Annotated in this window: 15 protein-coding genes and 1 CRISPR repeat array; of the genes, 2 read left to right on the plus strand and 13 right to left on the minus strand. The window is 56.7% G+C overall.

Annotated features, from left to right (window positions below; all coding sequences use genetic code 11):
- Positions 1-27 precede the first annotated feature (27 nt).
- Both NE623_RS13825 and NE623_RS13830 read right to left on the minus strand, forming a co-directional pair.
- A complete protein-coding gene (locus NE623_RS13825; protein WP_256272930.1) occupies positions 28-822 on the minus strand; it encodes a ComF family protein in 795 nt (264 codons plus the stop codon).
- Positions 822-2,156 (minus strand): GGDEF domain-containing protein, encoded by a 1,335-nt coding sequence (locus NE623_RS13830; protein ID WP_256272929.1) that lies wholly within the window; start codon positions 2,154-2,156, stop codon positions 822-824. The genes NE623_RS13825 and NE623_RS13830 overlap by 1 nt, the downstream gene beginning before the upstream one ends.
- A gap of 305 nt (positions 2,157-2,461) precedes the next feature.
- On the opposite strand from NE623_RS13830, the gene NE623_RS13835 reads away from it, so the two are divergent.
- Positions 2,462-3,172 carry a type II secretion system protein gene (locus NE623_RS13835; RefSeq protein WP_256272928.1) on the plus strand — a complete coding sequence of 237 codons (711 nt, stop codon included), beginning with the start codon at positions 2,462-2,464 and terminating at the stop codon, positions 3,170-3,172.
- Between the two features lie 90 nt (positions 3,173-3,262).
- Positions 3,263-5,397: direct repeats of the CRISPR family, unit length 33 nt; unit sequence GTTTCTATCCACGCCACCCTCGCGGGTGGCGAC.
- Between the two features lie 200 nt (positions 5,398-5,597).
- Here NE623_RS13835 and cas2 read toward each other — a convergent pair.
- The 11 genes from cas2 to glpK all read right to left on the minus strand — a co-directional run bounded on the left by cas2 (position 5,598) and on the right by glpK (position 18,161).
- Positions 5,598-5,888 (minus strand): CRISPR-associated endonuclease Cas2, encoded by a 291-nt coding sequence (gene cas2 / locus NE623_RS13840; protein WP_256272926.1) that lies wholly within the window; start codon positions 5,886-5,888, stop codon positions 5,598-5,600.
- Between the two features lie 9 nt (positions 5,889-5,897).
- The gene (cas1c, locus tag NE623_RS13845) at positions 5,898-6,929 is read right to left on the minus strand and encodes a type I-C CRISPR-associated endonuclease Cas1c (protein WP_256272924.1); all 1,032 of its coding nucleotides are present in this window, start codon (positions 6,927-6,929) and stop codon (positions 5,898-5,900) included.
- The gene (cas4, locus tag NE623_RS13850) at positions 6,926-7,564 is read right to left on the minus strand and encodes a CRISPR-associated protein Cas4 (protein WP_256272923.1); all 639 of its coding nucleotides are present in this window, start codon (positions 7,562-7,564) and stop codon (positions 6,926-6,928) included. The genes cas1c and cas4 overlap by 4 nt, the downstream gene beginning before the upstream one ends.
- A gap of 26 nt (positions 7,565-7,590) precedes the next feature.
- Positions 7,591-8,520 carry a type I-C CRISPR-associated protein Cas7/Csd2 gene (cas7c, locus tag NE623_RS13855; RefSeq protein ID WP_256272922.1) on the minus strand — a complete coding sequence of 310 codons (930 nt, stop codon included), beginning with the start codon at positions 8,518-8,520 and terminating at the stop codon, positions 7,591-7,593.
- 3 nt (positions 8,521-8,523) lie between these two features.
- The gene (gene cas8c / locus NE623_RS13860; RefSeq protein ID WP_256272921.1) at positions 8,524-10,275 is read right to left on the minus strand and encodes a type I-C CRISPR-associated protein Cas8c/Csd1; all 1,752 of its coding nucleotides are present in this window, start codon (positions 10,273-10,275) and stop codon (positions 8,524-8,526) included.
- Positions 10,272-10,922 carry a type I-C CRISPR-associated protein Cas5c gene (gene cas5c / locus NE623_RS13865; protein WP_256272919.1) on the minus strand — a complete coding sequence of 217 codons (651 nt, stop codon included), beginning with the start codon at positions 10,920-10,922 and terminating at the stop codon, positions 10,272-10,274. The genes cas8c and cas5c overlap by 4 nt, the downstream gene beginning before the upstream one ends.
- A gap of 207 nt (positions 10,923-11,129) precedes the next feature.
- Positions 11,130-13,268 (minus strand): CRISPR-associated helicase Cas3', encoded by a 2,139-nt coding sequence (gene cas3, locus NE623_RS13870; protein ID WP_256272918.1) that lies wholly within the window; start codon positions 13,266-13,268, stop codon positions 11,130-11,132.
- Between the two features lie 316 nt (positions 13,269-13,584).
- A complete protein-coding gene (locus NE623_RS13875; protein ID WP_256272917.1) occupies positions 13,585-13,953 on the minus strand; it encodes a DUF1667 domain-containing protein in 369 nt (122 codons plus the stop codon).
- A 2-nt stretch (positions 13,954-13,955) separates the two neighbouring features.
- Positions 13,956-15,206, minus strand: a complete 1,251-nt coding sequence (locus NE623_RS13880) for an NAD(P)/FAD-dependent oxidoreductase (protein WP_256272916.1) — start codon at positions 15,204-15,206, stop codon at positions 13,956-13,958.
- Positions 15,207-15,220: 14 nt separating this feature from the next.
- Entirely contained in the window at positions 15,221-16,654 is a 1,434-nt protein-coding gene (locus NE623_RS13885) for an NAD(P)/FAD-dependent oxidoreductase (RefSeq protein ID WP_256272915.1), read from the minus strand.
- 4 nt (positions 16,655-16,658) lie between these two features.
- Positions 16,659-18,161 (minus strand): glycerol kinase GlpK, encoded by a 1,503-nt coding sequence (gene glpK, locus NE623_RS13890; protein WP_256272914.1) that lies wholly within the window; start codon positions 18,159-18,161, stop codon positions 16,659-16,661.
- A 387-nt stretch (positions 18,162-18,548) separates the two neighbouring features.
- Between glpK and NE623_RS13895 the strand changes: the two genes are divergently transcribed.
- Positions 18,549-20,039, plus strand: coding sequence for a PTS transporter subunit EIIC (locus tag NE623_RS13895; protein WP_256272913.1), 1,491 nt, complete (start codon positions 18,549-18,551; stop codon positions 20,037-20,039).
- Positions 20,040-20,112: the final 73 nt, after the last annotated feature.

The raw sequence follows: 20,112 nt of genomic DNA on the forward strand, positions 1-20,112 counted from the left end.
AGATGGACGCACGGGTCACCAAAAAGCTCAGCCTTGAAAGAGGCTGGGCTTTTTCCTTTTACGATTTGTTTTCCCTTTCCCATCCGCACGTTCCTCTGCGGCGGCAATGGATACCACGGTTACATCCACTGCACCGGCCTGCATGAGCGCCATTGCGCAGGCGGATACGGTTGCGCCGGTTGTGATGATGTCATCCACAAGTAGTACACGCTTGCCGCTGAGGTCTGCTCCGGATTGGCAGGCAAATGCGCCCTTCGCGTTCCTCAGACGCTCCTCACGGGTCAACTCCTTCTGCGGGCGGCCCGGGTTCTTCAGATAAAGCGGCGTTTCTACCGGCACACCCAGCACCTTGCCCAGACGGCGCGCCAGCAGCAAGGGTAAACCGGGCACGCCGGGGCGCGGCTGGCGGGGAGGAACCGGCACAATACAGCTGTACAGCGGCATGGTAACCGAACCGAGATACTCCGGCTGTTCGCCCACTGCATGGGCGGGCAGTGCCCCAAACACCAGCACAGCTACGCGATCAGCCAGCTCGCGGGCAAACCAGGGACAGCCTCCGCGCTTGCAACGCAAAATAGCACTGCGCACAATGCCTTCATAGTAGTAAGCTGCGGCGGCTTCTTTTACCGCGTAAAAATCATGCTCTCCCTCGGGAAGGCGCGGCGGAATATGCCGCAGCTGCGCTTCTTCTTCGGCACAGTTCGGGCAGACGGTGCCGTGCAGCGCATCAGCACCCAGCAGACCACCGCAAAAAGGACACCGCCGCGGAAACAACCACAGCTCGATGTGTTTTAACGCAGCTGTGGGAAATTTCGGTCTCATCAATAAAAGCCGCAGCCATGCTTGCCGTTCTGCTTCACATGGTACAGCGCTTTGTCGGCGTCCTTGAAGATACTCTCGCCGGGGTTTGCACGCTCCGTAAAGGCTACGCCTACGCTCAGTGAAACGGCAGGCAAATCATCGGTCGGGCAGGAGAGCTGATTGTTGATAGTTGTGATTTTGTCACGCACCGTGTAGTCCAGCTCCTGACTTACGTCCACCATAATGACCGCGAATTCGTCACCGCCGATACGGCAGACGTAGTCAATACTCCGGAAGGTGGTTTGCAGCAGGGAGGCAACCTTTTTCAGAATCTGGTCGCCAACGGCGTGGCCGTAGGTATCGTTGACGTGTTTGAAAATGTCCACATCGCAGATAATCATGGCAAACGATGTCTCGCCATTTTCATAGATATTCAGAATTTTTTCAAACGAACCGCGGTTCAGTGCGTCGGTCAGCACATCATGCTCGGCCTCGTGGCGGATGAGCTTCTGCGTCTCCTGATTTTCGCGGTAGACCTCGTTGTAAGTCAGCGCCAAATCCTGCAGCTCGGCCGCGCCTACAACCGGGAAAATCTCGTCTTTTTGGATACTTTCGCCGTACTGCATCAGCGGCTTTACCACCAAACGGCGTGTCATGGCGCAAATTTCTATCATAAGTATGACCAAAATGGCCGCACTGAGCTCCTGTTTGCGGTAAATGTCGATAAAGACCGTCTCCGCGTTGCCCTGCCGGCTGCGGGTCAATTCCATCAGGCTGTCCAGACTCTCGGAATTTTTTTCTGTGAAATTGTCACGCGTGTTTTGGTACTGGCTGTTGCTGACGAGCTGCTGTGCCTTGCGCAGTTTGTCGGCATCCGACATCGCCATATCGCTATCGTGCAGCGATACGCTTTGGATTTCCTGTGGCCATGCAGAAAAGTCAACAAGTGTTGCCTGCGCCACAAGCCGCATGGCATACCGGTGTGTGCAGCTCAGGTTCTGCGAGGTCATCATGGCGGATTTCAGCAGGGGGAAAGCCTCGGTGTCGCCGTAATTTTCCCCAAAATATTCTAAAGCGGTCTCGCGGCGGCGGGTGACATTGAGATTCTCAAAATAATTGTCCATGTACTCTCGCTGGCCGGTGGCGGTGTACATCCGCATCTGCCCTACCAGATAGTCCGAACCGCTTTGCAGCTGGCGTGCCAGCGTCTGGCATTGGATATAGTCCTCTGTTGCGGTCTGCATTTTGGACAGCTCACCTGTCCCGCGCACCGACAGCAACCCCAGAATAACGGCCAACGGCAGTGTTACCGTTACATCAAAGGCGCTTACGCGTTGTATTCTAATTTTTTTCACAACAGGCTCGACCTTTCAGCCATAATTTCTTGAAGAATTACAGGTTATTTTGTATAGAATGTTCATAATTAGTATACAAAATCTTGTCTTTCTTTGCAAGGAATTCGCTTGGGCATATCCCACAAAAAAAGACAAGAAAATTCTACATATTGCAAAGAGGCCGGGTGTTTATGCAGTGCGGCCAATAGGTGCGTTCACGTATTCAACAAAGATATCAGCGTATCTTCGTCGGTTTCACTATTGACACTGGCAGTAAATCCAGCATATACTGAATTTATACGAATACATACGTTTGGGGGCTGGATATGAAATCCTGTCGAAAAAGCACCGGTTACACTTTGGTCGAGTTGATTGTTACTTTGGTAATTCTGGCCGTATTGGCTGCGGTGCTTATGCCTGCGCTGACCGGTTACATTGACAAGGCGCAGGAGGCCGCGGTCATTGCCGAAGCGCGGGCGGTCCTGACCGCCTCCCAAGCCACCGTCACCGAAGCCTACGCACAAGGTAAGCTGACGCCGAACAGGATTGGAAGCGGATTTGAGGCACCCGAGAAGGATGGCGCTGCTGCCTATAGAATGGCAAAACAGATTTTTGAGCTGTCTGAAATGAATTGCGATGAATGCGATTGGCGGTTTTCTCTGCCAAGCAACACAAATACAGACCTATCACCGGCGAAAATTTCGCTGTTTACCTATTGCAACAAGCGCTACTGCGTCACCTATCGCGTCGTTGCCACGGATAGTGAGCCTGCAGGATGGGGCACGGTTGTACGGGCGAGCAAGATACCCTTGCCGGATTTAACTGATGGGACGGTTTTTCTGTCATCAGAGTCCTATAAACCGGAAAAGTCAGAGCCACCGGACACAGGTGAAACAGGAGGAACAGGAAGCTTGACGCCGGGCGGGGGCAGTAATCCGGACGTGTGGGGTGGCTCGGAATCAGGCCAACCCGGGGAGGGAACGAACCCGGATGGGCCTGATTTACCAGGTGGTGGTATCCCTGATTTACCGGAATGATTCCGCGGATTTTGGATATGTTGTTTTTATCTGCGCCACACCTTGCGGGCGATGACGTTCGGCAAAGGTCTGAAGAGCGCCGAAGATACCGTTTCTATCCACGCCACCCTCGCGGGTGGCGACAGTCGCTCTCGCAGCCGAGGCCGGACTCGAAGAAGTTTCTATCCACGCCACCCGCGAGGGTGGCGACGCGGCTTAGCTTGGCATAGCAGGGCAACGCATTGGGTTTCTATCCACGCCACCCTTGCGGGTGGCGACTTTTCTTGGCCATAGCGTCAAAATCCTTGTACCAGTTTCTATCCACGCCACCCTCGCGGGTGGCGACCCTATGACCTGGGCGACGCCGTGCTGCTGGTGTCTGTTTCTATCCACGCCACCCTCGCGGGTGGCGACGGTATACCCGATTAAATTTATAGTCCATTTGAGGGTTTCTATCCACGCCACCCTCGCGGGTGGCGACCAATGCGACAACGGCTGCGGAGATCGCCGAGAGCGTGTTTCTATCCACGCCACCCTCGCGGGTGGCGACGCTGTATCTGCAAGCAACCAGACGGCGACAGCGATGTTTCTATCCACGCCACCCTCGCGGGTGGCGACGAACAGAACTTTCAAGGGCTGATGGATGATTTTGTGTTTCTATCCACGCCACCCTCGCGGGTGGCGACCCTGCACGATCTCGCCGCCAACCATCGGGTGGATGTTTCTATCCACGCCACCCTCGCGGGTGGCGACGTCCTGCGCGGTAATGGAGTAGTGCGCCGTGTACTCGTTTCTATCCACGCCACCCTCGCGGGTGGCGACCAGCGGCGGTGCTTCTCCGGCTGCTTCTTTTTCGATGTTTCTATCCACGCCACCCTCGCGGGTGGCGACTTTTTCCGCCCCGCCCGAACGGAAATGCCAAAAAGTTTCTATCCACGCCACCCTCGCGGGTGGCGACCGGCAACATCGGGCTGTTCTGCGATGAGGCAAACCGTTTCTATCCACGCCACCCTCGCGGGTGGCGACTGTAAACCGTTATAACCAGATGCGAACACGCTATATGTTTCTATCCACGCCACCCTCGCGGGTGGCGACCGGTGCGGAAAATAATGAAGTTTCCGGCTATTATAGTTTCTATCCACGCCACCCTCGCGGGTGGCGACTTTACAATTATCGCCCGATTGACGGTTACATGTATGTTTCTATCCACGCCACCCTCGCGGGTGGCGACGCGTTTCCTACACCATTACCGACCTGTAAACAGAAAGTTTCTATCCACGCCACCCTCGCGGGTGGCGACGCCCATTCTTTCGGGCTTGTGGGGGCTTTTGGTTACGTTTCTATCCACGCCACCCTCGCGGGTGGCGACTCGTGGAAGGCCGGTGGTTTGTTTTCTATTCAAGTTTCTATCCACGCCACCCTCGCGGGTGGCGACGCAGCAAGCAACGGCTGGGAACACCTGGGCAGCACGTTTCTATCCACGCCACCCTCGCGGGTGGCGACTTTAGGCGGGTCTGGTTGAGTGGGGACTGCTCCTGTTTCTATCCACGCCACCCTCGCGGGTGGCGACTACGCACAAAATTTTGGTCACAGGCAGTCGAATGTTTCTATCCACGCCACCCTCGCGGGTGGCGACCCCTCGATAGTCTTTCCGTCGTCGTCCTTTGCATCGTTTCTATCCACGCCACCCTCGCGGGTGGCGACCAGACCGTGAAGGACGACAAGGGCCGCGTTTCTAGTTTCTATCCACGCCACCCTCGCGGGTGGCGACGAAGAACGCGGAAAGATCGTCGAGGACTTCCAGACGTTTCTATCCACGCCACCCTCGCGGGTGGCGACCTGCTGGTAAAGTCCGATTCGGTAACCTCAAAAGTTTCTATCCACGCCACCCTCGCGGGTGGCGACCGCCGGAACGCGGTACAAAAAGGCAATCACATTCCTGTTTCTATCCACGCCACCCTCGCGGGTGGCGACAGCTGTTCGACGCTCGGTGTTTCCTGCCACTCTTGCGTTTCTATCCACGCCACCCTCGCGGGTGGCGACTGAAGCGCCGCGTTGACGAGGTCGAGACTGGCTTGTTTCTATCCACGCCACCCTCGCGGGTGGCGACGCCAGCGCCATACCGCCCTTGGGCTGCAAGCCGCGTTTCTATCCACGCCACCCTCGCGGGTGGCGACGTTACCGTTGCCGACCTGACCGGGGGCTTCGAAAACGTTTCTATCCACGCCACCCTCGCGGGTGGCGACGGCAAAAGTGTACAAAAATGTACAGTGTCTTTTGCGCAAAAGGGAAAAAATTATCTGTAAAATCAAAAATAATCTAAAACATCCGCCTCACATTCCCATTGCAACAAGCAAAAAATGCACAGCTTACCCCAAAACGTCCGATGGCATCGGTGCGAAGCTCCTGGGAAAAGTATGCTTGCTTTCGCCTCGCACCGGGGCCGCTACACAAGCAGCACATCATCCTGAGCAAATTCGGGGTGGCGGCCAAGGTGCTCCACGCGGGTTTTGTAGTGGTTGCCAAGCTGGTAAAAGCGCAGGCTGTCGGTTTCGGGGTCAATCAGCGCGGCCAGCGAGGCTTTGAATGCGGTGTACTGGGCAGCGTCCAGCAGGCATTCAAACACGGAATTCTGCACCCGCTGGCCGTGGTTTACGCAGGCTTTGGCAACCTTGCGCAGACGTTTGCGCCCGGCGGAGGTTTCGGTGTTGACGTCGTAGGTGACAAGTACAAGCATACGCGCACCTCACTTCCAGAAAAAGGGCGGATATACGTCCATATCGCCGCGCAGGGTGCGGGCCAGCAGCAGGGCTTGCGCATAGGGCACAAGTCCCCACGGCAGCTTTTCCCGCAGGAAGGGATGGGTAATCTGCTCCTGTTTTTTGCTCTGCCATGCATTGAAAAACGCTCGGCGGCCCTCGTCGGTCAGCCAAACCGCACCGCTTTCCTGCCGTTGCAGATCCTTTGCGGTCAGAATTTTCTGGTTCACGCAGGACAGCACAAATCGGTCAGCATAAACAGTACGCAGTTCCTCCATCAGGTCAAGGGCAAGGCTTTGACGGCCCGGGCGCGGGCGATGAAGGAAGCCCACATAGGGGTCCAGCCCCACAGCGGTCAGCGCGGCAGCGCAGTCGCGGGCCAGCATGGTGTAGGCAAAGGAAAGCAACGCATTGATGTTATCCAGTGGCGGACGGCGGCTGCGCACAGTAAAGGTGAAGTCCTCACGTTGCTGCAAAATCAGCGCATCGAAGCAGTCAAAGTAGCGTTGGGCGGCTTCGCCCTCCAACCCCAGCAGCTGCCCGGGATCCTCGCAGGCTTCAATCAGTGGCAAGGCTACGGCCAGCTGCGCGGAGGTACGCTTTAAATCCTCCACCGGCACACGCTGCGGATGGTCGCGGGTGGCGCGCTCCAGCGCCCAGCGGGCGTTGTAGACCTTGCCCAGAATAAAGCCGCGTGCATAGCGGCAGCTTTGCGTGGGGTCATCGGCCACACGGTACTGAATCTGACGCAACAGTACATTGCCGCGCTCCTCGCCCACGGTGCGGGCCAGAAAGCGTCCCTGCGGGGAGAAAAACACAAGGTCGATACCCCGGCGGGCGCAGGCGCCCATCAGGGCGGGGCTGGCCCCGGCGTAGGTGAAGCAGACGATGCCTTCCAGCGTGTGCAGGGCAAACCGTGCACGCTCCTGCTTGTCGCAGCAGATGACAACATTTTCGCCATCCAGCGTCAAATAATTGTCTGCGCTGAGCACGAACAGCGTGTTGAGCAGTTGTCTCACGGCGTCACCTCCTCGTCGATGTGCGCCCGCAGATACGCGGCCGGGTCGGCGCGCTGATAGAGCACCGGCAGGCAGAGCTCTTTCAGAGAACACGCATTGCAGTGCTTGCCGGGCTTGCTTTTGGGAGTGTAGCCGCGGGCAAAATAGCGGTTCATCTCGTCGGCAGCCGCCTGCGTTTTGGCGCGCAGCTCTGGTGTCAGCGGCACAACCTCGCGGCGGCGGGTCTCGGCATAGTAGAGTGCACCCGCGGGCACCTCGCAGACGAGCATCTCCTCCAAGGCCATTGCCTGTGCACAGAGCTGCAGCCGGTCGGCGTCCGATTCCTTCGGTGCACCGTGCTTGTACTCGATGGGCGTGGGCAGCCAGCGGCCCTCGCGCCCCTGCAGCGGCACGCCGTCCGGGCTGGCGTGAAACTCCACCACGTCACAGTTCCCGGTCAGCTTCAGCCGGCGGCTGATGACCCGCATCCCGCGCACGATGAGCGTATCACCGCGCTTTTCGGTCAGACCGTCATCGTGGCAGCGGTTGTGGTCCAGCCGCCCCTCGGCGGTGCGCTGGTTTTCCTGCCATTGCTGTTCCAGATGTATGAGTGCCCACTGGCGGCGGCAAAAGCAGAAATGTTGTATGCCGGACATGAGTAGGTACTCATCGGGAGCATTCATCATCCCAGCCGTTCACAGGTTACCCCGGCAGGCAGGTTTTCATCAATTTTGACCGTGTAGTCGCTGTATTTGCGGGGAACGGTCACGCCGTCCACACGGTTTACATGTACGGCATCGAACAGCTTATAGGACGGCGCATTGCCCAGCTCGGAATCGTGCTTAAAGACAATCAGCTCACGCACGGCCATTTTGCCGCGGGCGGCGCTGTGATCATTCTCAAACATATTGATAATTGCCTGCCATAGCAGCTGCAAATCATCCTCCGAGAAGCCAGTGGTTTTGCGGGCAAGGTTGGCGGAGACAAAGCCCTCGGCACGGTAGAGCGCGTAGGGGACAATGTACTTGCGGCCCATTTCGTTATCTTTCTTTTCCGCATCAGCCTCTGTTGTAATTGCAACACGGGTAATGGAAATCTCCCGTGGCACAACACGGTCAATCGAACGAGCAAACCCAAGCTGCACAGGTCCGCGCACCTGACCGCAGTTCAGTGCACCCTTGACGAAGGTTGTCATGACAGCGCCGAAGGTGCGGATGTCATAGAAGTTACTGCACATCCAATCCCGCAACAGTTCGTCGACGTGGGGATTATCGGCCTTTAATTTTGCCCCTAAAGCCTTTGCTTCTTTTTTCCCAAGTTTCTGCAATTTTTTCAAATCTTCTTCAATTCCAAGCGCTTGTCCGGCTTCTACGTCACTGCGATTCAGAGGAACACGCTCCTTAATGTAGATGCGATATCCAGCCTCGCCCTCTTTTGCTGTTTCCACATAATTGCGAATTTTGCGCTTTAGGCATACATCGGTCACAAGACCCAGACCTGTCTCGGGGTCAACGCGGGGCATATTGCCAGCATCCGGGTCGCCATTGGGGTTTCCGTTTTCAACGTCAAACAGGATAACAAAATCATAGCGATTTTTGATAGGTTCGGACATAGGTCAAGCCTCCTCTTTCTTTGTGTAGCGTTCCTGTAATTGATGATAGTAGCCGATTTCAAAAGTTCCCTGCTCGCTTAACGTTAAGAATGCCGGGTACTTTATCGGAAAATGCGCCATAATTTCCGATAATTTCTTGTTATAATAAATTCTTTGATTTTTTTCCAATTTGTTCAGATGCTTTTGCCCCAGCATAACCAATGTGGGAAATACAGTGGCTGGTGTGGATACGGCAGCACTGAAATAACTGCTATTGATTGTAGTTGATGTTTCACCGTTCGCCTTTTCTTGCAATTCTTCCAGCACTGCAAATAGGCAGCCCAGTGCATACGGGACACATTCATAATTTTTCTTGTCTAATGCCACGGTAAATACCTCCTTTGGACATTGCTTTTTAGCGGTTCTTAAATAATATGCTTTTATTATTGCTGCTTTGTTAGGGGACACAATATGTTCAACCCGGATTCGCTCCATTACCTTATATAGAATTTCTGCTGGGTACTCAGCCCCATTCAAAATGGCGTATAGTAAATCACCTGTCAGTTTGTCATCCAGCTTGGGCTTTTCCTTCTTTTGTTCATCATCGCTTTTTCTAACGGTTTCCAGCATTAGCCAATACGGGGAAACTCGCTCCACCGTTTCATAGCTAGGGCGAACAATTTCTAAGTCTTTATAGTGCTTTTTAAGGTTCTTTGCAAACTCACCGAACGTATCCTGCCAGAAGAACCGTACCGATAGACGCGCCGCGTTGGGAGCCAGCCCCAGCACATAAAAATGTGTGCCCGGGGTCAACATGATGCCGTCCCAGTCTGCGGCTTTGCCGTTTGCCAGCTTTTCCAGCATATCGTACATGGCGTTTGTGTCAAAGCCGTCCGCGCCGAAAAGCATTGCCATAGTGGCGTCTTGATAGACGCTTTCTGCATTCTCTGCCCAGCAGACAACAGTTGTATCCCCAATAAACTGAACATGTTCATAGTCTGCCAACAAATAGTTGAGTGCTTGCGTATAGGCAAATGTTGCATAAGTTCCGACAGGTGCGTTCGCTCCCTGTTCGTGCCCGTAGGAGCAAAATGACGTTTCATTAAAAGATACGATAGCTGCGCCAAATGACTTTGTTCCGGCAACTCCCTTTATATTTGGGTGTAGGCGAGCCAAGGGCGCCATTTGCCCCGTTACCATACAGCGAACTAGCATTTCCGAGCTATTATGCCCATGGTAACGCTGCCACGCCACTTGAATATCTGCATCGTCTTGTGCTCTTGGGCCGCTTTCAACTTGGAAAACGATATTGCCCCCCTTTAGGATTTCTGCAAGCTGCGGGGCAAGAATTGGATTTTCAGAGGCTTGTTCGGGCTGCCAATTTATAAAGAAGTTTCGCACCGCTTCGGCAGCCTTGCCGGGAGTGTCTTTCAGCACCGCAAGGTGCAATTCTTTACAGGCATCAAAGCATTGCAGTGTGCGCGCCGGTTTGCCCTTGGTGTCAATGCCTAGAAAATAGCTGCTATTTCCACACAAAAAAGTTGGTATAATATTAACACTCTTTTTTGCTTGTTCTGGCACCCGCATAATCTGCGGCACCTGCGATTTCTTTTTTCCGCGCGTTACGTCTGTTTGTACATTGTATACAGAGAGAAGTTGGCCATCCTGTGCGATTTCCAGTGCCCAGCTAACCTTTTCATCTGACCAGCCGGGTGCGGCCAATTTTCCGTGCGCGAGCAGTTCCTCATAATAGTGAACCAACGCTTGTAGAATCATCGGAACACCTCACAGTCTGCAACGTTTATCACACCGTTTTCCATTTTGGCATGGAAATACAGAGGAGTGATGTTTTTGGGGTCAGAGTAGTCAAAATCATACAGTATAAAGCCAAGGTCACGGCTTTCTTGAATTGTCGGAATCGGCCCGCCTGGCCATGCCCGAAAGTGGGCAGGAAATTCCCTGCAGCCAAAACATGGAGCTCTGAAACACTGCCCCTTCTCAATACGCCGGGTTACAATATCTTGGAATTTGCCGGGATTGTCGCTTGGCGCTGCGCGGTCCGTCATGGAAAACTCTGCCTCAATGACATAATGTACATCCCGTAAAACCATGGATGCACGCTGGGCAATCTGCTGTGATGTTACGATATATGTTTTTCCCTCTTTGCCCAACATTGCCGCTTTCACTGACAAGTGCGAAATTTTGCTTGTGACCTCATTGCGACGTATATTGGTGAATTTGATGGGGCTTAGCACGTATATGCGCCGAATTTTCCAAAGCATACCTGGATGCCAGTACACGCTTTCTATGATGCCCCGCGCAGCGGAGGGCGTGGGAACGTCATAGCTGACTCTTTCTACATGTAGCTCAGGTCTCGAAAAAAGTGCAAACGGCCCCCAGACTTCCAGCTTAATCATCTGCATCACTCCTTTTCTGATTCAGTTGAATGTAACTTTTATTATGCTTATAATAATCCCGTTTTTATTCGTTGTCAAGTATTTTATTGCATTTTCTTATTTGTTTGATTATAATACTTTTGTCAGCCGATTTGGGCTGTGGATAGAAATAGTTGTATGTATCTTTTAGCGTAAAAGTGGCAGGGCAGACCCCCTGCCACTTTTGCTTTCTTATCAAACAAACCATGCCTGCCCGGTTTCAACATCCAGAGCAAGGCCGGTTTTATCATGGTAGCAGTGCAAATCTTCCAGCACCCAAAGGTCGGTGTCCAGCTGCTGCACGGCCCCGGCCTGTTCCAGCCGGTGCAGATGATCCGGGTAAACCGGCACGCCGTACTGCCCCAACTTCCGGAACAGGCTACGGCTGCGCCAGCCGGTGCGCAGCTGGTCGGTCAGTTCCTTGCCCTCGCCTTGCGGGATGTACACTGTAACGGTGCTTTCCTCTATAATACGGAATTTATCCGCAACTGTGGCGAAAGGCATCAGTTTATTCTGAAAATCCGACAGAATGTTTTTGGCGTCTAGCTGGATGTCACCTTTTAAGGAACGATAAAAGGTGAAATACTCCTCAATGGCTGCCAGATTTGTGGGGTCATCATAGTGCTGCAGGACGCGCTCGGTTGTCTGGACGTTCAACTGTATCATCTTTGGCACGGACTGACCATCCAGTGTAAAAACTGTCACAAGGCTTGTTTCCGCTGCGTTTTTACCCTCACGGTTGCAGCGGCCGGCCGCTTGCAGGATGGAATCCAGCCCGGCCATTTCACGGTATACAGCCGGAAAATCTACGTCTACGCCCGCTTCAATCAGTGAGGTGGACACCACCCGACAGGGAAGGCCCACGTCCAGCCTGCGGCGTATCTCCTGCAGAGCCGCTTTACGGTGCGCCGGATATAAAAGCGTTGTCAGGCAGAAGCTGCCCTCCTGCGGTAGCGCTGCAAACAATTCCTGTGCGGTTTTGCGGCGGTTCACCACACAAAGCACTTGCGGCAGCGCCGCCAACTGTTCGCCAAGCTCCTGCTGGGTGAGACTGCCTGCATTTTTTAGGGTGACGCGGCGAAGCTGCTCATACAGCCGCGTGGGCTCCGGGCATATTTCACGCAGCGGAAACTCGGGAGCAAACTCAGCAAACAGCGGCCCAAGTGCGGGTTGCGTTGCGGTGCAGAGGACGGCAGCCGCACGGAAATGACGCACCAGCTCTGCAATCGCCGCCACACAGGGCCGCAGATAGGGCACAGGCAGATTCTGTGCTTCATCAAAAATAATAACGCTGTTGGCGATGTTGTGCAGCTTACGGCATTGAGAAGGGCGGTTCCCATAGAGCGATTCAAAGAACTGCGCTGAGGTTGTGACCACGATGGGCACATCCCAGTTTTCGGCGGCCAGCGCCTTGCGGTAGGAGGCGGGGGTGCTGTTTTCATCGGCAGACCACGCCGCACCGGAATGGTGTGCCAGAACGTTTTCTTTGCCCAGAATCTCCGCGAACACGGCGGCAGTCTGGTCAATGATAGAGGTATAAGGGATGACGTAGATGACCCGGTCCATGCCTTGCGCTGCGGCCAAGGTCAGCGCAAACGCCAGAGAGGCAATGGTCTTGCCGCCGCCGGTGGGCACGGTCAGTGTGTACAGCCCTCGGCTGCCCTGTGCACCTGTGTCTAAGCAGGCACGCAGAATCTCGCAACGCCGGGCGTTCAGCTCGGTTTTGGGCTGCCACCACGGAGCAATGTGTTCGTTCAGCAGCTTTAACAGGGCAGAAATGGTTGCGTGACCGCCACGCGGCGGCGCTGCGCCGTCCATGAACTGCTCCGTGTCCAGATAATCTGCATCCACCAGACAGGAGAAAAGCATCCGCGTGTAGAAGGCCATCTCGTACCCGGTCTTTGCAGGCGGTAGCGGCGGGGTCGGAGGTGGGCAGATTTCCTCTTTCCAAGCGTCATAGGGCGGCAGGTTATTTCGCTTTATGCGTCCCATAAGAGTGCTATCCTGACCGGTATCCGCTTGCGAGCCGCCATCGGGTAAGCCACCGTGGTGCCCGGCCACGGCAAATGCTGCGGGAAACTGCTTCTGCCGGAAGGCCACCTGCGCACCGGCCGTTGAATGGTCAACGCGTTCGCCGCCGTGCAATCTGCGCTGAAAAGCAGCGCTGTACTTGCCAATGTCATGCAGGGTACCGGTGTAGTACCCATCCTGCTCCGCACCGAAAGCCGCAGCAAATGAAGCACTGCGCCGCGCCGTGCCGTCCAGATGCTCGGCAACAGTCTGTGTGCGCTGGCCGTCCTCGCTGATATGCGCCAATGCCTGCTTTGGTTCCATTTTCTGGCCCCCTTGTCTTTTCTGGTTTTGCAATAAAGAATTGTTCTGCTTCCATTGTAGCACAATATAATCCCCATAAATCGGACTTTCACTGAGGTGCGGAAAAAATTGGCGGAGCAAACAAAAAGTGGGCAGTTATTTTGTGGAAAAAGGAGAGAGGGGCGTTTGCAGGGAAGTTGCGGGCCGGGTGTGTGCCCGGTCCCTACGGGCAGTGGCGGGGAAAGAACGAAATGTAATAGAGTGCAGTGGGATCGCACACAAAAAAGCACCCGGCGGGTGGCCGGGTGCGGGAAAACGAAAAAGCAAATACTGGATTTTACGCGTGTTTAGGCACATTTTTGGTGGCGATTACGTCCACGCCGGTGTCGGCGGCGTTGGGTAGAAGCACTTGGCCGATGGCAACCGGGGCGGGGACAGTTACGCCTTTCAGGGCGCGGACAATGTCAAAAATCTTGTCCTTGGGGATGTCGGTGCGGGTCTTGCAGCTCACGGCGGCAAGCGTGCCGCCCGTCACGCGGACGGTGGTGGTCACAATGCGGGTCGGGGCGGTTACCTCCTTGCGTGCGTAGGCGTCACCGCGGGGGCAGGTGTTGCCGTGCACAGCCGTCACCGCGCCGTTTTCCAGCTCCACCGTCAGGGCACAGCCCATCGGGCAGCCGATGCAGGTCAATTCACGTTTTTCCATCGTCAGCCCTCCTCCAAGGTCACGGTCACAGCGTCGCCGCTACGCAGCAGGTCGGCCTTCAGCCGCACGGTTTCCATCTCGCCGGGGGCCAGCACAGGCCGCTTGCGGCTGTAGATGCAGCTTTCTCCGCAGTAGACCGCGATTTTTTTGTTCTTGTACACGCCGCCCACACGGAAGCGCAGTGTGACGGTGTCGCCTGCGCAGTCGGGGCGGATGGTGGTGGGCACGGTGTAGCGCACGCCGTTGGTGCAGTGCACCGGCAGGATGCGCCCGGCGGGCGGCTCACTGCCCAGAATAAATGCGGCGGCGTGGGTGCCGGCGGCCGCGGCTTCCTCGGAGACATAGTCCACCAAATCATGCACGTGCAGCACGTTGCCCGCGGCAAAAACGCCGGGCAGGTTCGTTTCCAGACTCTCGTTCACGGCGGGACCGCCGGTCACCGGGCTTAGCTCCACGCCCGCGGCGCGGCTCAGCTCGTTTTCGGGCAGCAGCCCGCAGGAGAGCAACAGCGTGTCGCAGTCATAGTGCTCCTCGGTGCCGGGGATGGGGCGTCCGTTTTCGACCTGTGCCAGCGTGATGCCGGTCACACGCTCCTTGCCCTGAATGTCCACCACGGTGTGGCTCAGCTTCAGCGGAATGCCAAAATCATCGAGGCACTGCACAATATTGCGCTTCAGACCGCCGGAATAGGGCATAAGCTCGGCAACGCAGAGCACCTTGGCACCCTCCAGCGTCATACGGCGCGCCATAATCAGGCCGATGTCGCCGCTGCCCAGAATCACAACCCGCCGCCCGGGCAGGTAGCCTTCCATATTGACAAGGCGCTGCGCCGTGCCCGCAGTGAAGATACCGGCGGGGCGGTAGCCGGGGATGTTCAGCGCGCCGCGGGGGCGCTCGCGGCAGCCCATTGCCAGAATGACCGCCTTGGGGTGCAGCTGGAACAGGCCGTCCGTCTTGTTCATCGCGGTCACGGTTTTGTCCGCCGCCAAATCCAGCACCATTGTGTTCAGCTTGTAGGCAATGTCCAGCTCGCGCACCTGGTCGATGAACCGCGCCGCGTACTCGGGCCCGGTAAGTTCTTCTTTAAAGGTATGCAGGCCAAAGCCGTTGTGGATGCACTGGTTCAGGATGCCGCCCAGCTCGTTGTCGCGCTCCAGAATCAGGATGTCCTGCACGCCGCTTTTGCGTGCGGCCACGGCTGCCGCCAGCCCCGCAGGGCCGCCGCCGATGATGACCAAATCTGCATTATTCATAGCGAAGCCCCCTTTCACAGCGTGTCCTTGTTCGTTCCGACGATGATTTTGGAGCCGCCGCCGGATTTTGTGATTTCACTCTGGTCCACGCCCAGCTCCCGCGACAAAATCTCCATAACGCGGGGGCTGCAGAAGCCTGCCTGACAGCGGCCCATACCGGCGCGGGTGCGGCGCTTGACGCCGTCCAGACTGCGGGCACCGGGCGTGCGGCGAATGGCGTCTATAATTTCGCCCTCGGTCACGCTCTCGCATCGGCAGATAATCTGGCCGTAGGCGGGGTTCTGCCGGATCAGCTCGGCCCGCGCTGCAAAATCCAGCGTTTTCGGGTCAAGGATGCCCTTGCGCGTCGGGTCAAAGTCCGCTTTTTCCTTCAAATGCAGGCTGTCCCGCACGATGCCCGCCACCATCGCGCCGATGGCCGGGGCGCTGGACAGGCCGGGGGATTCAATCGCCGCGCAGTCCACAAAGCCGGGCGCAATCTCGCCGATGAAGAAATCGTGCCGCGCCTCATGGGCGCGCAGCCCGGCAAAGCTGGTGATGGTCTGCCGCAGCGGAATGTCCTTGACGGCCAGCCCGGATTTTGTGCGCACCTCATCAAGGCCCGCTGCGGTGGTGGCGGTGGCCTCCTTGTCATCCACGTCGATGGCGGTCGGGCCGACCAGCAGGTTGCCGTGGACGGTCGGTGTGACCAGCACGCCCTTGCCGTACTTGCCCGGCAGCTGGAACACGGTGTGCCGCACGTGCTGCCCGGCGGTGTGGTCGAGCAGGAAGTAATCCCCGCGCCGCGCCGTGATTTTCATTGGATGCGCAGCGTCCGCCAGATTGTGCAGCGTGTCGGCGTAGACGCCCGCCGCGTTGACGATGCAGCGCGCTTCCAGCGTGCCGCCGTCGGTCTCAACGGCCCAGCCGCCCTTGATGGGGTGCAGGCCGGTGACTTTTGTATCAAACCGGAAGGCCACGCCGTTTTTGGCGGCATTTTCCGCCAGTGCAAAGGTCAGGCCGAAGGGGCAGACGATGCCGCCGGTGGGGGCCCACAGGGCAGCCACGGCGCTGTCGGCAATGTTCGGCTCCATCAGGACAAGCTCGTCGCGCTCAATGATGCGCAGCCCCTCCACACCGTTGGCCACGCCGTTTTCGTAGAGCTTTTCCAGTGCGGGGCGGTCCTCCTCACTCAGGCAGACGACCAGACTGCCGCACTGCTCGTAGGCAAAATCCAGCTCCTTGGCCAGTGCCGGCATACGGCGGCTGCCCTCCACGTTCAGGCGAGCCATCAGGCTGCCATGGGCGGCGTCATACCCGGCGTGCACAATGGCGCTGTTGGCCTTGGAGGTGCCGCAGCAGACGTCCTCCTCCTTTTCCACAACCAGAATATTGGCGCTGTAGCGTGAAAGCTCCCGCGCACAGGCGCAGCCGGACACGCCCGCACCGATGATGATACTATCGTACATCCTGTCAATCCTCCTTTGCCCAGCCATAGGAACACCGGACGGCCTTGTCCCAGCCGCGCAGGCGCTTTGTGCGCTCCGCCTCGGTGATGGATGGGGTAAACTCACGGTCCACCGACCAGTTTTGCAGCACATCCTCGGTGCTGGACCAGTAGCCCACGGCCAGTCCGGCCAGATAGGCCGCACCCAGCGCGGTTGTCTCCACACAGCAGGGGCGCTTGACCGGCAGCTTGCTGATGTCCGCCATCGTCTGCATTAAGTAATTGTTGGCGCAGGCGCCGCCGTCTACCTTGAGCGCCGTCATCGCAATGCCGCTGTCGGCCTCCATCGCGGTCAGTACATCGTTAATCTGGTAGCACAGGCTGTCCAGCGTGGCGCGGATGATGTGGTTCTTGTTCACGCCGCGGGTCAGGCCCACAATCGCGCCGCGGGCGTACTGGTCCCAGTGGGGTGCGCCAAGGCCGGTGAAGGCGGGTACCACGTAGCAGCCGTTGGTGTCCCTGACCTTCTGTGCCATATACTCGGAGTCGCGGGCGTCCTCCAGCAGATGCAGCTCGTCCCGCAGCCACTGGATGGCCGCACCGGCTACGAAAATAGAGCCCTCCAGCGCGTAATTTACCTTACCGTCCAGCCCCCATGCAATCGTAGTCACCAGCCCATTGCGGGAGAAGAACGGCTTCTCGCCGGTGTTCATCAGCATAAAGCTGCCGGTGCCGAAGGTGCTCTTGGCCTCGCCGGAGCGGAAGCAGGTCTGGCCGAACAGCGCAGCCTGCTGGTCGCCCGCCGCGCCCGCGATCTTGATTTCGCCGCCGAAGTGCATCGGGTCGGCGTACTCATAAAACTGGCTGTTGGGCACTGGCGTGGGCAGCATACAGCGCGGTATATCGAGGATTTCCAGAATCTCATCGTCCCAGTCCAGCGTGTGGATGTTGAACATCATCGTCCGGCTGGCGTTGGAGTAGTCGGTTACGTGGATTTTGCCGCAGGTCAGCTTCCAGATAAGCCAGGTTTCCACCGTGCCGAACAGCAAATCGCCGCGCTCGGCCCGCGCCCGCACGCCGGGCACATTATCCAGTATCCATTTTAATTTGGTAGCCGAGAAGTAGGCGTCGATCACAAGGCCGGTCTTTTCACGGATTTTCTCGGTCAGGCCGCGGGCCTTCAGCTCATCGCAGTATTCGCTGGTGCGGCGGCACTGCCAGACAATGGCGTGGTAGACCGGCTCGCCGGTATCGCGGTCCCAAACGATGGTGGTCTCGCGCTGGTTGGTGATGCCGATGGCGGCGATATCCTCGGCCAGAGCGCCAATCTGGTTCATGGCGGAGAGCGCCACGCCCAGCTGTGTGGTCCAGATTTCGTTGGCGTCATGCTCCACCCAGCCCGGCTTGGGGAAATACTGGGTGAACTCCTTCTGCGCCACGCTGCACATCTCGCCCTTGGCATTGAAAAGGATGCAGCGGTTGGAGGTGGTGCCGGCATCCAGCGCCATAATGTATTTCTGCTTTGTCATCGAAATTCTCCTTTGTTACGGAAAAACGATTGCCTGCCTTTATTATACAAGATGTTCAGATTTTATTCGCGTGGCAAATACACCAAAAATGAGGGGGATTTTTTGGCAGAACAGCCGGACATCAGCCTAGTAAAATGGTATGTTAAGAAAATGACTTTCTCGATTTTGTTAAATTTTTTAAGAAATTTGGGCAAAAATCAATGGTGTGTTTGGAAAATGCACAAAGAAACGGTCGCTTTTTCGGCTTTTCGACAATTCTGCGAAAATCGCTTTCTTTTTTATGAAAAATATGTTAATATGTGGTTAACAAAGTGCTGGGCTGCGGAACCAGACAGCCCCGGCACCGAGTTGGGAAAAACCCACTCAAAAATTTGGAGGAATGCTTTTATGATGAAGTATCTGCAGAAGCTCGGCAAAGCTCTTATGCTTCCCGTTGCTGCACTGCCCGTCTGTGGTATCCTGATGGGCATTGGTTACGCTCTGGCTCCCGCCGTTATGGGTGCCGAGGGCCCGACCTCCGGTGCTGCTTACACCGTAGGTTTCCTGCTGATCAAGGCCGGCGGCGCCCTGATCGACAACATGGCATGGCTGTTCGCCATCGGCGCTGCCGTCGGTCTGTCTGACGACCATGACGGTACCGCAGGTCTGGCCGGTCTGGTCAGCTTCCTGATGATGCAGCAGCTGCTCAGCCCCGCTGTTGTGGGCGCCATCCGCGCTGCTGTTGGTTCCGCCCTGGAGGAAGGCACCGTCGATTACATTGCTTTCAGCAAGATCGCCGGCAACTCCTTCATCGGCATCCTGGCCGCCATCATCGGTGCTGCCTGCTACAACAAGTTCAAGAATACCCAGCTGCCTGACTGGCTGGCATTCTTCAGCGGCAAGCGCAGCGTTGCTATCGTGACCGCCGTTGTTTCCATCGTGGTTTCCGTTGTCCTGCTGTTCGTCTGGCCCATCATCTTCGGCGTTCTGGTTGCCCTCGGCAACGGCATTGCCAAGATGGGCGGCATCGGCGCCGGCATCTACGCTTTCCTGAACCGTCTGCTGATCCCCACCGGCCTGCATCACGCTCTGAACAACGTGTTCTGGTTCGACACCATCGGTCTGGGCGACCTGAGCCACTACTGGGCTGGCGACGTCACCGGCCAGAACGGTGTCACCTGGAGCCTCGGCATGTACATGTCCGGCTTCTTCCCCTGCATGATGTTCGGCATTGCCGGTGCTGCTCTGGCCATGGTCCAGACTGCTAAGAACAAGAAGGCTGCTATCGGTCTGGTTGTTTCCGCTGCTATCTGCGCCTTCGTCTGCGGCGTTACCGAGCCGTTCGAGTTCGGCTTCATGTTCCTCTGCTTCCCCCTGTATGTTGTCTATGCTGCTCTGTACGGCATCTTCACCATCATCACCTACTACACCGGCTTCCGTGCAGGCTTCTGCTTCTCCGCCGGTGCTACCGACCTGATCTTCTCCGCCAGCCTGCCCGCACATGCTAACACTTGGATGATTATCCCTCTGGGCATCGCCGCCTTCGTTGTCTTCTATCTGGTCTTCAAGTTCGCTATCGTCAAGTTCGACCTGAAGACTCCCGGCCGTGAGGACGAGGATGCCGAGGCTGCTGAGGCCAACATCACCCTCGCCAACAACGACTTCACCGCCATCGCCTCCGGCGTTCTGGCTGCTGTCGGCGGCAAGGACAATGTTGCCAACGTTGACTACTGCGCCACCCGTCTGCGCTTTGAGGTCAAGGACAGCACTGCTGTCAACGAGAAGGCCGTCAAGGCTGCCGGTGCTGCAGGCGTTATCCGCCCCAGCAAGACCGCTTGCCAGGTCGTTATCGGCCCCAAGGTTCAGTTTGTGTATGACGAGCTGAAGAAGATGCTGTAATTTCCGACATCTTTCGGTAAAGGTCTGGTTCCCTTTATCAAATCCGCCGTGGGCGGGCGTAGGCCCGCCCACG

Source organism: Gemmiger formicilis, assembly GCF_024462815.1.
Lineage (GTDB): Bacteria > Bacillota > Clostridia > Oscillospirales > Ruminococcaceae > Gemmiger.

Coding starts and splice junctions, on each gene's coding strand:
- cas2 (WP_256272926.1), bottom strand. CDS start 5,888: ATGCTTGTACTTGTCACCTACGACGTCAACACCGAAACCTCCGCCGGG.
- cas3 (WP_256272918.1), bottom strand. CDS start 13,268: ATGGAACCAAAGCAGGCATTGGCGCATATCAGCGAGGACGGCCAGCGC.
- NE623_RS13895 (WP_256272913.1), top strand. CDS start 18,549: ATGATGAAGTATCTGCAGAAGCTCGGCAAAGCTCTTATGCTTCCCGTT.
- cas4 (WP_256272923.1), bottom strand. CDS start 7,564: ATGTCCGGCATACAACATTTCTGCTTTTGCCGCCGCCAGTGGGCACTC.
- cas5c (WP_256272919.1), bottom strand. CDS start 10,922: ATGCAGATGATTAAGCTGGAAGTCTGGGGGCCGTTTGCACTTTTTTCG.
- cas7c (WP_256272922.1), bottom strand. CDS start 8,520: ATGTCCGAACCTATCAAAAATCGCTATGATTTTGTTATCCTGTTTGAC.
- NE623_RS13885 (WP_256272915.1), bottom strand. CDS start 16,654: ATGTACGATAGTATCATCATCGGTGCGGGCGTGTCCGGCTGCGCCTGT.
- cas8c (WP_256272921.1), bottom strand. CDS start 10,275: ATGATTCTACAAGCGTTGGTTCACTATTATGAGGAACTGCTCGCGCAC.
- NE623_RS13880 (WP_256272916.1), bottom strand. CDS start 15,206: ATGAATAATGCAGATTTGGTCATCATCGGCGGCGGCCCTGCGGGGCTG.
- glpK (WP_256272914.1), bottom strand. CDS start 18,161: ATGACAAAGCAGAAATACATTATGGCGCTGGATGCCGGCACCACCTCC.
- NE623_RS13825 (WP_256272930.1), bottom strand. CDS start 822: ATGAGACCGAAATTTCCCACAGCTGCGTTAAAACACATCGAGCTGTGG.
- NE623_RS13875 (WP_256272917.1), bottom strand. CDS start 13,953: ATGGAAAAACGTGAATTGACCTGCATCGGCTGCCCGATGGGCTGTGCC.
- NE623_RS13835 (WP_256272928.1), top strand. CDS start 2,462: ATGAAATCCTGTCGAAAAAGCACCGGTTACACTTTGGTCGAGTTGATT.